Genomic DNA, 12,782 nt, shown 5'->3' on the forward strand with positions numbered 1-12,782 from the left:
CGGCGCCATTCGAAGATTCATTCGAAGACCCGACGGATCCTCGGCCGATCTCAACTGGCGCCGCGCGACATGCTGTTGCGAGCAGTGTGCCACGGCCCCTCACCGCGTCACACAGCACTCTGCATTTTTCATAGTGACACTTGCCAAGTGTTCACGGCGGGGAGATAGTGGCAAGCGTGATTCCGTCCCCGCCCTTAGGAACAGACGCCGCCGCGGGCCTCCTCGCCCCCGGCGCCGCCACGGGAGCGGGCCCCACCGGGGCCGTTGCCGAGCGCCGGTTCCGTTTCGAACTGGCCGCACATCCGGGTTCCCCCGCACAGGCCAGAAGACTGACCAGAGGCCGGCTGACCGGCTGGTCGGTGTGCGAGGACACCTGCGACACCGCGGCTCTGGTCGTCTCCGAGCTGGTCACCAACGCCATCGTGCACACCGCGAGCAACCAGATCGTCTGCGAGCTGCTCGACAGTGACGACCTGGTGCGCATATCCGTGCGTGACGAGGGCTGCGCCCCGGGTGAACCGCACCCGTCGCCGCAGCGACCGGAGGAGGAGCACGGCAGGGGCCTGCTCCTCGTCGAGGCGATGTGTCGCGCCTGGGGCGCGCAGGAACAGGGCCCCGGGCTGGTGGTGTGGGCCGAGCTGCCCCGCGCGGCCGACCCGGCGGACGCGGGCAGCGCCACGCCCGGCACGCAGGGTGTCCCGGAGGCGGGACCCGGCGCGGCCTCGGACCCGTACGGGGTACGGGGCGACCTCGGCTGGGGGGCGCGCCCCAAGCCGGCGCCTGCCCGCCATCCGGGCCGCGAGGACGATCCACGGGCGGCGCGGGAGGCTCAGGCGCCGCACGAGGTCCCCGAGGCGCGACAGGCTCACGCACCCCATCAGGTCCCCGAGGCGCGGGAGGTGCCGGTGCACGACGTGCCGGAGGCGCAGGCGGTACATGAGGTGCACGAGGTGCGGACAGGAGCGCATGCGCCCCGCCTGCCGCAGTCACCTCACCTCCCGCACGTGCCCCACCCCCACAGCCACAGCGGGCACCAGCCGTCGTACGGTCCTCAGGCACCCCATGGTCCGCACGGGCCGCATGCCGCTCAGACACCCCACTCCCCGCACACACCGCAGGGAACCCGACCGCAGGAACCTCATGGAACGGGGGCCGTATGGCTGTGAGCGGCGCTTCCGGCTCCGGTCAGGCACTCGATCTGGACACGCTCGTACGCCTGGGGCGCACGGCGCGCACGACCGGCGCACCCGACGGTCCGAATCGGTCCGGTGCGCCACTGCGGCTGGTCCTCCCCGAGGGCATGACCGTCCCTCTGGGCTGTGACGCGGTGGCGGTGCCCGCCCGTTTCGGTTCCCAGCTGATGCCCCGGCTGCCGCGTGTGGGCTGCGTCTACGCCGACGGGACGCACTGGTGGTGGATCGTGCCGGCGGACTCCGACTACGCGCTGCGCTGGCCCACCCCCGCGCACTACGCGACCGGCGCGGTCCTCCCCGACACCGCCCGTGACCAGCCCCCGGCCCTCATCCACCGGCCGGACGGGCCGGTCCCCTACACGCCGCCGATCCCGCTGTACCTGGCGCTGTGCCGGGTGACGGGCGCGACTCCGGCCTGGTCCCGCCCCGTCAGCGCCTGAGCGCGCGCCGGCGGACGTCCGGAGCCTCCACGCGTGCCGTCCGCGCGACTCCACGTCCCGCGCCCCACAGGCGCGCGGCGCACGCAGCGTGCGCGCCGGACTCGGGGCACGCGCTCCACGGCGCACGCGCGGGCTCAGGCGGTCACGTCACCGCCGCCCTCTGCGCCCCGGACGATCACCAGGAACGTGTCCGTCGCGAGGTCCATCACGACCTCGGCGGGCAGGCCCTCCAGACGTCGCGCATACGCGAACTCCTCCGCCGGCCACGATCCGCGCGGACCACCGGCGGGAAAGCGCTCGAGCACCGTTCGCCCGTTCACCCTGCACCTCCCAGTAAAGCTGTACTCGTAGAGTTAAACGCCAAGCATGGGGCGAACGGCTCGCGCAGTGATGGTACTGAGACGCAGTCGACACGAGTTCAATGCCTGAAGTGCGTCTCACCTCACACTTTCGGCGCAGTCGATCACCTTCCGCGTCACCTCGCGCACCGTTCGTGTTCACCCGTTGGTGTCTTCCTCCACGGTGCCCACCGCGCCACCGAGGACGCGCTGCGCCGCCGCGACGGCCCGGGTCAGCGCCGCGGGCGACGCGGTCAGGCCGCCGAGGATGCCGTCGACGCCGCTCAGACCCGCGCGGGCGACCAGCCCCTTGTCGTTGGTGGTCCACTCCCCGCGCGCGGCCAGCACCGCATGCGCCGTCTGCGTCGCGGCGAGGGCGATGGCACCGGCGGTCTGGACGAGCGAGCCCTTGGCCGCGTGTCCGTCCTTCGCGTAGGCGAGGGTGGCGGCGGCCAGGCCGTACCAGTGTCCGGGCGCGGTCCGGCGCAGCTTCTCCGGGTACGCCGTCGGCTGCCGCACCCGGCCGCGCAGCACCCTGTTGACCGCGAGTTCCGCCACCACGAGGTAGCTCGGGATCCCGGCGAGGTGGAAGAGCAGCGGCTCCACCCTGAACCGGCCCTCCTCGGCCTCGGCCCACTCGTGCTCCACGACGTCCAGGTCGCGGTAGTGGACGTCGACGCGGCGGCCGTCGACGGTCAGCCAGGCGCCGCCGTTGAAGACACCGCCGCCCCAGCCGCCGATCTCGGACACTTCGCCCGGCCAGCCGACCGCCCGCAGGTCGGCGGGGTCGAACCGCCCCCGGTAGTAGACCGCGAGGTCCCAGTCGCTGTCGGGCCGGTGGGTGCCCTGGGCGCGGGAGCCCCCGAGGGCCACGGCCCGGACACCGGGGAGAGCGGCGAGGCGGTCCGCGGTGGTGTCGAGGAAGACCTCGTCCGAATGCTCCATGTGCACCTTGTTCTCCGTTCCCCGTCCTCTATTCCCGGCTCCCGCTTGCTCCCCCGGCGCCCGCTCTTCTCGCGGCCCGGGAAATTCGGATGCGGCCGTATGTCCCGGGCGCGCATCATCGACGGGCCGTCCGTCGTCCACCGGCCGTCAACCGGCCGCCCGAGGAGTCCCGTTGATCCAACGTGTCACAGCCCCCCGCCTCTTTCCGCCGCCCCGGTACTCCCACGCCTCCGTCGTCGAGGCGGGCACCAGGCTGGCCTTCCTCGCCGGGTCCGTGCCCTTGGACGCCGCGGGCGAACTCGTCGGTGCGGGCGACCCGGTGCGCCAGGCCGAGCAGGTGATCACCAATCTCACCGAGCAACTCCGCGAGGTGGGCAGCGACCTGGCGCACGTGCTGGTGACCGAGGTGTACGTCGTCAGCGACGATCCCGCGGTGCTCTCGGCCGTCTGGGACGTCGTCGAGGCCTCCGGACTCAGTACGGGACCCCACTCGTCGACGCTGCTCGGTGTCTCCTGCCTCGGATACACGGGGCAGTTGGTGGAGATCACGGCGACGGCCGTCGTCCCGGAGGCGGACACGGGCGGAAGGCGGGCCCAGGCGCAGGGAGAGGGGGGGCGCGCATGAGCACGACCGACTCCGTGGTGCTCCGCCGGGCCGGGGACCACGATGCCCGGGCCGCCGCCGATGTCTGGCTGCGGTCCTTCGCCGCCGCACTGCCGACGGTCGTCCGCCCGCACTCCGACGACGAGGTGCGGGCGTACTTCCGGGACGTGGTGGTGCCCGCGCAGGAGACCTGGGTGGCCGACGACCGGGGCGGGGCCGGCGTCGTCGGCGTCATGGTGCTCGCCGGCGAGGAGTTGTCCCAGCTCTACCTCGCTCCCGAATGGCTGGGGCGGGGACTGGGCGACCGGTTCGTCGCCCTGGCCAAGGAGCGTGTCCCGCGGGGACTGACGCTGTGGACCTTCCAGGTCAACGAGCCCGCCCACCGCTTCTACGAGCGGCACGGCTTCGTCCCCGCCGAGTACACCGACGGCAGCCGGAACGAGGAACGGGAGCCGGACGTGCGGTACGTCTGGCTCCCGTGAGACCGGTCCGGCACTGTCAGCCACGGGCGCCGTACGCGTCCGTCGCCGCCACCCGCTCGTCGTCGCCGCGCCGCGCCGGTCCCACGGGCGCCGTCGTCGCCCGGTTGCTGTCGCCGACGTCGAGCATGCCGTGGTCGCAGGCTTCGATCTCCGGATGCAGTGGCACCGGCGCACCCTATCGGCCGTGCCGGAGCCCGCTCGCCTCCTTTTCCGCTGCGCGCGGAGGCTCGTGAGCCGCCGTGGTCGGCGCCTCGGTGCCGGGGCCGACGCGGGCGGTGCCGGGGCGGGCGGTCATGTGGTCCCCGGTGCCGGGGCGGTCGGCAGGCCCGCCGCCTGTGCCGCCGTCCGCAGGACGTCCCGAAGCATCTCGGGGGTGAGCCGGCCGGTGAAGGTGTTGCGCTGGCTCACGTGGAAGCAGCCGAAGAGGTCGAGGCCGTCGAGCGGCACGCGGGTGCCGTGGGCGAAGGCGGGACGCGGACGCGGCACCGTCCAGCCCGCCTCGTTGAACGCCGGCAGCGCGGCCTGCCAGCCGAACGCGCCGAGCACCACCACCGCCCGGAGGGTGGGCCGCAGCAGGTGCAGCTCCTGGACCAGCCAGGACCGGCAGGTATCCCGCTCGCCGGGGGTCGGCTTGTTGGCGGGCGGGGCGCAGTGCACCGGCGAGGTGATCCGCACGCCGTACAGTTCGAGGCCGTCGTCGGCGGACACGGCGGTCGGCTGGGAGGCCAGCCCGACGTCGTGCAGTGCCTCGTAGAGGACGTCCCCGGAACGGTCCCCGGTGAACATGCGGCCGGTCCGGTTGCCACCGTGCGCGGCCGGGGCGAGTCCGACGATGAGCAGCCGCGCGTCCGGGGGCCCGAAGCCGGGCACGGGGCGGCCCCAGTACGTCCAGTCGGCGAACGCCGCCCGTTTGGTGCGGGCGACCTCCTCGCGCCAGGCCACCAGGCGCGGGCAGGCCCGGCACCGGGTGATGCGCTGGTCGAGAGCGGCAAGGCTGCTGGTGTCCATGCCTCCACCGTAAATTCCTCCAGGGCCGTGCTTTCGAGAGGCTAAGGTCAGGACCATGGCTTCCGGAGACGACGTGGACCGCGACCAGGGCAGGAGCGGCGAGGACGGTCGGACACGAGGGGACTCCCCGCAGTCGCCCCCGTCCGGAGATTCGAAGACCGGTGCCGCGGGGGATCCGAAGACCGGTGCCGCGGGGGGACCGGAGACCGGTGCCGCCGGGGGTCCGAAGAACACCTCCGCACCGGATCCCAAGATCGCCGCTGCCGTCGCCGCCGCCGAGGCGGCCGGTCCGGCGAACGGCGAGACCGTACGGATCGACAGCTGGATCTGGGCCGTCCGCCTGGTCAAGACCCGCTCCGTCGGCGCGACCGCCTGCCGGGGCGGCCACGTCCGGGTGAACGGTGAGCGGGTCAAGCCCGCGCACTCCGTCCGGATCGGCGACGAGGTGCGGCTGCGCGGCGAGGGCCGGGAGCGGATCGTCGTCGTCACGCGGCTGATCCGCAAGCGGGTCGGCGCGCCCGTGGCCGTCCAGTGCTACGTCGACAACTCCCCACCGCCTCCGCCCCGTGAGGCCGTCGCCCCCGCCGGTGTCCGCGACCGCGGTGCCGGACGCCCGACCAAGCGGGACCGCCGCGAGCTGGAGCGGCTGCGCGACATGGGCGGCCTGGACGGCCCCGCGGGCCGGCCGAGGGGCCGGTGAGCGACCAGCCGGACCCGGCAAAACGACGGACCGGAGCCGGCGGCCGACCGCGGGGCCGGTGAGCGACCAACCCGTGGCCGGTCGGCGACGGTCCGAGGCCGGTGAACGACGGACCGGAGCCGGCGGCCGACCGCGGGGCCGGTGAGCGACCACCCGGTGGCCGGTCGGCGCCCCGCCGAGGCCGGTGAACGACGGACCGGAGCCGGTGCCGGAACCGTGATCGTCCCATCACCGCGCCGGGCCTGAACCGGTCGCCCGGCAGGTGGCGGGCTCAGCCCTGCCGGCGGACCAGGCGCAGAAGCCGCGCGTTCTCGCCGCGTCGGGCCCAGGCTATGAGGAGCAGCGGGACGATCAGGATGACCGGAGTCGCCGCGTTCTGCCCGTGGAAGACGGTCAGCTGGACGACGAACGCGCCCGCCATCAGCGCCCTGAGCGCCACCGCCGCCACCGACTGCAGCGCCGGGATCAGCAGGGCGACTCCACCGGCCAGTTCCAGGGCGCCGATGGTGTACATGCCCGCGCTGCTCCAGCCCATCCGGTCGAACGAGTCCACGGCCGACGGGTGTGCGACGAGCTTGGGAAGGGCGCTCGCGAAGGCGTAGAAGAGCGCGAGCAGCACTTGGACGACGCGCAGGACGACGAGGGCGCGACGGCCACGGGCAGTGGGCGCGGTGCCCGTGGCGAGCGGTGCGCCGGGCGCCGGGGAGACGAGGGGCGCAGCGGGGACGGCGGTGGTCTCGGCCATGGGGGTTTTCCTGCGGGAAGCGAAGCGGTCCGTGGGGTGCTTTCACAGGGGCAGACCGGCCTCCGCGGTGAAACTCATCGCCGCTCGGTCTGCTCCGTTCGCACCGCCCTCACCCAGGTCCCGTCCTCGGTGAGATATGTGTCGGTCCTCAGTCCGGCCTCGCCCAGCGCGCTCTCGAACTCCTCCCTGCTCAGGGGGCGGGACAGGAATGTCTGCGTCCAGGTGGCGTCCGGGAACACGTACTCCGCACGCACCGAATTCACGCCGTCGCCGACCGGCTCGGCCGACAGGATGCGCACGGTGAAACCGCCGGGGTCCACGCGCTCGCGGGGCAGGTCGGTGTGGTAGTCCGCCCCTTCCCGCTGGATGAGTACGCAGCCGCCCTCCGCGACGTGCCGCGCGCAGGTCCGCAGCAGTCCCCGACGTGTCTCGGGGTCGCCGGCGTGCACGAGGAAGGAGGCGAGCATGACGACGTCGAAGGTCTCCCCCAGCTCCAGCTCCTCGATCGGGCTGCATATGGTCCGGGCACCGCGCACCCGCGCCAGCATCTGCGGGGACTCGTCCACCGCCGTCACGGTGAACCCGCGCTCCAGCAGCGGGTGGGTCACACGGCCCGCGCCGCAGCCCAGCTCCAGGATGCGGGCGCCCGCGGGCACCGCGGCGGCGATGATGTCCGGCTCGGCTCCCACGGGCAGCCGCTCGTACAGCTCCACCGCGCAGCCGTCGGGCGTGATCGCGCCCGGTCCTGTTCCCTGATAACCCATACGCGTCTTCGGTTTCATGCCCGGACAACGGCCCGCGCCCGCACGGTCGTTCCCGTCCCCCTTGGGTTCACCCGTCCGAGTGAGCCCCGGCGTCCGGCCACGTGGGCCCCGGGGACACGGACTGCCGAGGGCGCCTTTGGTGAACGCCCCGGCGAAGAGTACGTTGCAAGGAGAAGTGGTGACTGGCGATGCGTACGGGCAGTGAACCGGCGACCGCGCGCAGTGCTCTGCGGGCGCGGTTCTGGCTGTGCCTGTGGGGGCTGGTCTGGGCGATGTTCGGTACGGCCGTTTTCGTGCTGGTCGGGCACCCCGGATGGGCGGCGGCGTGCGGTGTGCTGTGGCTGGTGATCGCCGTCGACTTCACGATCATCGTGCGGCATCTGCGGCAGGGCCCGCACTACCAGCCGGGCCGTGACGTCCCGCCGTACCGGCCCCCCGGCGGGTGGGACCGGTAGCCGCCGGGAGGCCGCCGCCGCGGAAGCGGGGTGCCGGCGCGGTCAGGTCTCGAACTTGGCGTGCTGCAGGTACTCCGGGTTCGGGTCCAGTGCGGCCGCCAGCCGGAAGTGACGCTTGGCCAGGTCGGGACGCCCCTGCCGCTCGTAGGTGCGGGCCAGCGCGAAGTGCGCGAACGCGTTGTCCGGCTCCCGCTCCAGGACGATCGTGAACTCCAGCTCGGCGGGTCTGAGTTGCGCGGCGGTGAAGAAGGCGCGGGCGCGCAGCAGCCGGGCCGCCGTGTTCTCGGGGTGCGCGCCGATGACTTGGTCGAGCAGTTTCACCGCGCCCCGTGGGTCCCGCGCGGCGAGCAGCTGCTCGGCGGCGCGGAAGTCGATGACATGCGTCTCCGGGGTACGTCCGGGGGAACCGCTGGTCTCGGGCACGACAAAGTCCTTCCCTTGCTGGGAGGGTTCAACGCCCCGGCCGGGCAACCGTATTCCTGCGGGTGCCGTGCGCGGGGCGCGGCGCTCGGCTATCCCTGGGTGCCGGTGGGCGCGGCGTGCGCCCTGCGGACCAGTTCCGACCAGACCTCTCGCACTCGCTCCCGGAGCCGTTCCAGGGGGACGTCGTTGTCGATGACGAGGTCGGCGATCGCCAGGCGCTCGTCCCGCGTGGCCTGGGCGGCCATGCGCGCGCGTGCGTCGTCCTCGGTCATGCCGCGCAGCCGGACGAGCCGGTCGAGCTGGGTCCCGGGGCTGGCGTCGACGACGATCACGAGGTCGTACAGCGGGGCCAGGCCGTTCTCCGTGAGGAGGGGGACGTCGTGGACCACCACGGCGTCCTCTGCTGCCGCTTCCTCCAGCCGGCGCGAGCGGGCGCCCACCAGGGGGTGCACGATCGAGTTCAGGACGGCCAGCCGCTCGGGGTCGGCGAAGACGACGGCGCCCAGGCGGGGGCGGTCCAGGCTGCCGTCGGCGGTGAGGATCTCCGGGCCGAAGGCCTCGACCACCGCTGCGAGCCCCGGCGTACCAGGGGCGACCACCTCGCGCGCGATGCGGTCGGCGTCGATCAGCACCGCACCGCACTCCACGAGCAGCCGTGACACCTCGCTCTTACCGGCTCCGATGCCCCCGGTCAGGCCCACCTTCAGCATGAGCGGCAGCTTAGGGCCTCGTTCCGGTGCCGTGTCCGGCGGGCGTCAGTTGTCGCCCTCGCGCTCGGCCAGGAAGCGTTCGAACTCGCGGCCGATCTCGTCGGCCGAGGGGATGTCGACGGGTTCGGCGAGCATGTTGCCCCGGGTCTCGGCGCCCGCGGCGGCGTCGTACTGGTGCTCCAGTCCCTGCACCAGCGAGGTGAGTTCCTCGTCGCCCTCCCGGATCTGCCGGTCGATCTCGGTCTGGGTGCGGTGGGCGTCGTTGCGCAGGGAGTGGGCGACGCCCGGCAGGACCAGGCCGGTGGCGGCCGTGATGGCCTCCAGCACGGTCAGTGCCGCGTCGGGGTACGGGGAGCGGGCGATGTAGTGCGGCACGTGAGCGGCGACGCCCAGGACGTCGTGTCCGGCCTCCATCAGGCGGTACTCCACCAGCGCCTCGGCGCTGCCCGGGACCTGCGCCTCGTCGAAGGGGCTGCGGTGCCCGGGGACGAGGTCGCTGCGGTTGCCGTGCGGGGTCAGACCGACCGGGCGGGTGTGCGGGACGCTCATGGGGATGCCGTGGAAGTTCACCGCCAGGCGCACGCCGAGCCGCTCCACGATCTCCCGCACGGCTGCCGCGAACCGCTCCCACTCCACGTCCGGTTCGGGGCCGGACAGCAGCAGGAACGGCGCGCCCGTGGCGTCCTGGACGAGACGGACCTCGATCGCCGGCTCCTCGTAGTCGGTCCAGCGGTCACGCTTGAAGGTCAGCAACGGACGACGGGCCCGGTAGTCCACGAGCCGGTCGTGGTCGAAGCGCGCCACGAGCTGGTGGGGCAGGGTGTCCAGCAGCCGGTCGACGATCTGGTCGCCGGTCTCCCCCGCGTCGATGTATCCGTCGAAGTGGTAGAGCATGACAAGCCCGGCCGACTCCTGTGCGAGCGCCATGTCGACGACCGCCAGGCCCTTCGGCTCCCATGCGTACAAACCCTGCGGATCAAGCACTGTGACCGCCCCTCCTCGTGTTCGTAGGTTCACAACGAGGAACGGGACGCGGGCATTCCCCGCCTCGCGAGGCTTCTCCGGTTCACAGGAAGCCACCGCCCTGCCTGACGCCCCCGCCCGCCGCTCACGGTGACGGGCACCAGGGGCCTGCCGAACGTCGCGGTGGCACCGTAGGCCCGTGGGGCGCTGCCGCGGACATGACTGCGGCCCGTACCCCCACACGGGGAGTACGGGCCGCGGTCAACGGCTACCGCCTAGCGGTGAGCGATCAGCTCTGGCCACCGGCCAGCTTCTCGCGCAGGGCCGCCAGGGCCTCGTCCGAAGCCAGCGCGCCGGAGGTGTCGCCGCCCTCGGAGGAGTACGAACCGCCACCGGACGCGGCCGGAGCGGCACCCGCGGTGTCGCCACCCTCGGCAGCGGCCTTCTCGTCCGCCTCGCGGGACTTGATGACCTGCGCCTGGTGCTGCTCGAAGCGGGTCTGCGCCTCGGCGTACTGGCGCTCCCACTCCTCGCGCTGCTTCTCGTAGCCCTCGAGCCAGTCGTTGGTCTCGGGGTCGAAGCCCTCGGGGTAGATGTAGTTGCCCTGGTCGTCGTAGGACGCTGCCATGCCGTACAGGGTCGGGTCGAACTCGACCGCCGACGGGTCGGCACCGAAGGACTCGTTGGCCTGCTTCAGCGAGAGGCTGATGCGACGGCGCTCGAGGTCGATGTCGATGACCTTGACGAAGATCTCGTCGTTGACCTGGACGACCTGCTCCGGGATCTCCACGTGGCGCTCGGCCAGCTCGGAGATGTGGACCAGACCCTCGATGCCCTCGTCCACGCGGACGAACGCACCGAACGGCACCAGCTTCGTGACCTTGCCGGGCACGACCTGGCCGATCTGGTGGGTGCGGGCGAACTGCTGCCACGGGTCTTCCTGGGTCGCCTTCAGCGACAGGGAGACACGCTCGCGGTCCATGTCGACGTCGAGGACCTCGACCGTGACCTCCTGGCCGACCTCGACGACCTCGGAGGGGTGGTCGATGTGCTTCCAGGACAGCTCGGAGACGTGAACCAGACCGTCGACGCCACCCAGGTCCACGAAGGCACCGAAGTTGACGATCGAGGAGACCACGCCGGAGCGGACCTGACCCTTCTGGAGGGTCGTGAGGAAGGTCTGGCGGACCTCGGACTGGGTCTGCTCCAGCCAGGCACGGCGGGACAGGACCACGTTGTTGCGGTTCTTGTCCAGCTCGATGATCTTCGCCTCGAGCTCCTTGCCCACGTAGGGCTGGAGGTCGCGGACACGGCGCATCTCGACCAGGGAGGCCGGGAGGAAGCCGCGGAGGCCGATGTCGAGGATGAGACCACCCTTGACGACCTCGATGACGGTACCGGTGACGATGCCGTCCTCTTCCTTGATCTTCTCGATGGTGCCCCAGGCACGCTCGTACTGGGCGCGCTTCTTCGAGAGGATCAGGCGGCCTTCCTTGTCCTCCTTCTGGAGGACCAGGGCCTCGATCTCGTCACCGACGGCGACGACCTCGTTCGGGTCGACGTCGTGCTTGATCGAGAGCTCGCGGCTCGGGATGACACCTTCGGTCTTGTAACCGATGTCGAGCAGGACCTCGTCCCGGTCGACCTTCACGATGACGCCGTCGACGATGTCGCCGTCGTTGAAGTACTTGATCGTCTCGTCGATCGCGGCGAGGAAGGCTTCCTCGTTACCGATGTCGTTGACCGCTACCTGCGGGGTGGTGGCGGTGGTCTCGGTGCTGCTCGTCATGTGGGAAAGGGCTCCGGTACGGACATTGAAGTCGTAGGTACTGCTTACGCCGGGAGCCCGTTTCGCTCTGAAGAAGCCGGACAGCCAAGGAAGCGCCACACAAACCACAGTGGCGCCTCGACAACCGAGGGGACATACAACAGATGCGAGCGCAGCCTGCTCCGTCTGAGGCACGCAGGCCCGCAGCGCAACTTGTAGCATACGGGGGCAGCCGGGCAGGGTCAATGCGCGAAGCCGCACACCCGGGACACAACGCCGCAACTCCGGCGCGAAACGTGTCTCCCGGGGCCCCGCCGGCACCGGGACGCCCGCCGAGGGCGCGCACCGGAGAGGGCTGCACGGAAGAGCCCGCAGACTAGTACGAGGGAGCCGATCATCCAAGAGCCCGAACTGTCCGAGCCCGAGGCCACCCGACGCGCCGCCTCGGTCACCGAGAGCGCCCGCGCCAACCGTGGCTGGTGGGACCGGAACGCGGACGATTACCAGGTCGAACACGGCACGTTCCTCGGCGACGAGCGCTTCGTGTGGTGCCCCGAGGGCCTGGACGAGGTGGAGGCGGAACTCCTCGGTCCGCCGGAGGAGCTGAAGGGCAAGGACGTCCTGGAGATCGGCGCCGGCGCGGCCCAGTGCTCGCGCTGGCTGGCCGGACAGGGCGCGCGCCCGGTGGCACTGGACCTCTCCCACCGCCAGCTCCAGCACGCGCTGCGCATCGGCGGACCCGTCCCCCTCGTGTGCGCCGACGCCGCCGTGCTCCCCTTCGCCGACGGCTCCTTCGACCTGGCCTGCTCGGCGTACGGGGCGCTGCCCTTCGTCGCCGACCCGCGGCTGGTGCTGCGGGAGGTGCGGCGTGTGCTGCGCCCCGGCGGCCGGTTCGTCTTCTCGGTGACGCACCCGATCCGGTGGGCCTTCCCGGACGAGCCCGGCCCGGAGGGGCTGTCGGTGTCCGCCTCCTACTTCGACCGCACGCCGTACGTGGAGCAGGACGAGGACGGCCACGCGGTCTACGTCGAGCACCACCGCACGCTCGGCGACCGGGTCCGGGACATCGCCACGTCGGGCTTCCGCCTGGTGGACCTGGTCGAACCCGAGTGGCCCGACTGGAACACCTCCGAGTGGGGCGGTTGGTCCCCGCTGCGCGGGCACCTGATCCCGGGCACGGCGATCTTCGTCTGCGAGCGCGACTGACCGCGGCCGGCCCGGTCCGCATACGCCCCGCACGCGCG

Annotated in this window: 16 protein-coding genes and 1 pseudogene; 7 read left to right on the forward strand and 10 right to left on the reverse strand. The window is 72.2% G+C overall.

Annotated features, from left to right (window positions below):
- Positions 1-167: 167 nt before the first annotated feature.
- Together AB0G56_RS03080 and AB0G56_RS03085 are read left to right on the forward strand one after the other, a co-directional pair.
- Positions 168-809: pseudogene (locus AB0G56_RS03080) on the forward strand (ATP-binding protein); the annotation flags it as partial.
- 347 nt (positions 810-1,156) lie between these two features.
- Positions 1,157-1,633, forward strand: a complete 477-nt coding sequence (locus tag AB0G56_RS03085; RefSeq protein WP_360962720.1) for a hypothetical protein — start codon at positions 1,157-1,159, stop codon at positions 1,631-1,633.
- A 134-nt stretch (positions 1,634-1,767) separates the two neighbouring features.
- Here the strand turns inward: AB0G56_RS03085 and AB0G56_RS03090 are convergent, their stop codons facing one another.
- Positions 1,768-1,953 carry a hypothetical protein gene (locus AB0G56_RS03090; protein ID WP_360962722.1) on the reverse strand — a complete coding sequence of 62 codons (186 nt, stop codon included), beginning with the start codon at positions 1,951-1,953 and terminating at the stop codon, positions 1,768-1,770.
- Between the two features lie 177 nt (positions 1,954-2,130).
- Positions 2,131-2,916: a nucleotidyltransferase domain-containing protein gene (locus AB0G56_RS03095; protein ID WP_360962725.1), complete on the reverse strand. Its 786-nt coding sequence runs from the start codon at positions 2,914-2,916 to the stop codon at positions 2,131-2,133.
- Between the two features lie 172 nt (positions 2,917-3,088).
- Here AB0G56_RS03095 and AB0G56_RS03100 point away from each other — a divergent pair, with 172 nt between their 5' ends.
- Positions 3,089-3,541: a RidA family protein gene (locus tag AB0G56_RS03100; RefSeq protein WP_360962728.1), complete on the forward strand. Its 453-nt coding sequence runs from the start codon at positions 3,089-3,091 to the stop codon at positions 3,539-3,541.
- Positions 3,538-4,002, forward strand: coding sequence for a GNAT family N-acetyltransferase (locus AB0G56_RS03105; RefSeq protein WP_360962731.1), 465 nt, complete (start codon positions 3,538-3,540; stop codon positions 4,000-4,002). The genes AB0G56_RS03100 and AB0G56_RS03105 overlap by 4 nt, the downstream gene beginning before the upstream one ends.
- Before the next feature lie 16 nt (positions 4,003-4,018).
- Here the strand turns inward: AB0G56_RS03105 and AB0G56_RS03110 are convergent, their stop codons facing one another.
- Together AB0G56_RS03110 and AB0G56_RS03115 are read right to left on the reverse strand one after the other, a co-directional pair.
- Positions 4,019-4,168, reverse strand: a complete 150-nt coding sequence (locus tag AB0G56_RS03110; RefSeq protein WP_360962734.1) for a hypothetical protein — start codon at positions 4,166-4,168, stop codon at positions 4,019-4,021.
- Between the two features lie 125 nt (positions 4,169-4,293).
- Entirely contained in the window at positions 4,294-5,010 is a 717-nt protein-coding gene (locus AB0G56_RS03115; protein WP_360962737.1) for a uracil-DNA glycosylase, read from the reverse strand.
- A 55-nt stretch (positions 5,011-5,065) separates the two neighbouring features.
- Here AB0G56_RS03115 and AB0G56_RS03120 point away from each other — a divergent pair, with 55 nt between their 5' ends.
- Entirely contained in the window at positions 5,066-5,710 is a 645-nt protein-coding gene (locus AB0G56_RS03120) for an RNA-binding S4 domain-containing protein (protein ID WP_360962740.1), read from the forward strand.
- A 271-nt stretch (positions 5,711-5,981) separates the two neighbouring features.
- Here AB0G56_RS03120 and AB0G56_RS03125 read toward each other — a convergent pair whose 3' ends face one another.
- Both AB0G56_RS03125 and AB0G56_RS03130 read right to left on the reverse strand, forming a co-directional pair.
- Positions 5,982-6,455: a DoxX family protein gene (locus AB0G56_RS03125; RefSeq protein WP_360962743.1), complete on the reverse strand. Its 474-nt coding sequence runs from the start codon at positions 6,453-6,455 to the stop codon at positions 5,982-5,984.
- A gap of 74 nt (positions 6,456-6,529) precedes the next feature.
- On the reverse strand, positions 6,530-7,237 hold the full coding sequence (locus tag AB0G56_RS03130) for a class I SAM-dependent methyltransferase (protein ID WP_360962745.1): 708 nt from the start codon (positions 7,235-7,237) through the stop codon (positions 6,530-6,532).
- A gap of 170 nt (positions 7,238-7,407) precedes the next feature.
- Here AB0G56_RS03130 and AB0G56_RS03135 point away from each other — a divergent pair, with 170 nt between their 5' ends.
- Entirely contained in the window at positions 7,408-7,674 is a 267-nt protein-coding gene (locus tag AB0G56_RS03135) for a DUF6343 family protein (RefSeq protein ID WP_360962747.1), read from the forward strand.
- Between the two features lie 42 nt (positions 7,675-7,716).
- Here the strand turns inward: AB0G56_RS03135 and AB0G56_RS03140 are convergent, their stop codons facing one another.
- From AB0G56_RS03140 to rpsA, 4 genes are all read right to left on the reverse strand, one after another.
- Positions 7,717-8,097 (reverse strand): tetratricopeptide repeat protein, encoded by a 381-nt coding sequence (locus AB0G56_RS03140; RefSeq protein ID WP_360962750.1) that lies wholly within the window; start codon positions 8,095-8,097, stop codon positions 7,717-7,719.
- An 89-nt stretch (positions 8,098-8,186) separates the two neighbouring features.
- A complete protein-coding gene (gene coaE / locus AB0G56_RS03145; RefSeq protein WP_360962753.1) occupies positions 8,187-8,807 on the reverse strand; it encodes a dephospho-CoA kinase in 621 nt (206 codons plus the stop codon).
- A 45-nt stretch (positions 8,808-8,852) separates the two neighbouring features.
- Entirely contained in the window at positions 8,853-9,791 is a 939-nt protein-coding gene (locus AB0G56_RS03150; protein WP_360962755.1) for a PAC2 family protein, read from the reverse strand.
- Between the two features lie 268 nt (positions 9,792-10,059).
- The gene (gene rpsA, locus AB0G56_RS03155) at positions 10,060-11,559 is read right to left on the reverse strand and encodes a 30S ribosomal protein S1 (RefSeq protein ID WP_360962758.1); all 1,500 of its coding nucleotides are present in this window, start codon (positions 11,557-11,559) and stop codon (positions 10,060-10,062) included.
- A 375-nt stretch (positions 11,560-11,934) separates the two neighbouring features.
- Between rpsA and AB0G56_RS03160 the strand changes: the two genes are divergently transcribed.
- Positions 11,935-12,744: a class I SAM-dependent methyltransferase gene (locus tag AB0G56_RS03160; RefSeq protein WP_360963294.1), complete on the forward strand. Its 810-nt coding sequence runs from the start codon at positions 11,935-11,937 to the stop codon at positions 12,742-12,744.
- Positions 12,745-12,782: the final 38 nt, after the last annotated feature.

It is taken from the genome of Streptomyces sp. NPDC021356 (genome assembly GCF_040641015.1).
GTDB lineage: Bacteria > Actinomycetota > Actinomycetes > Streptomycetales > Streptomycetaceae > Streptomyces.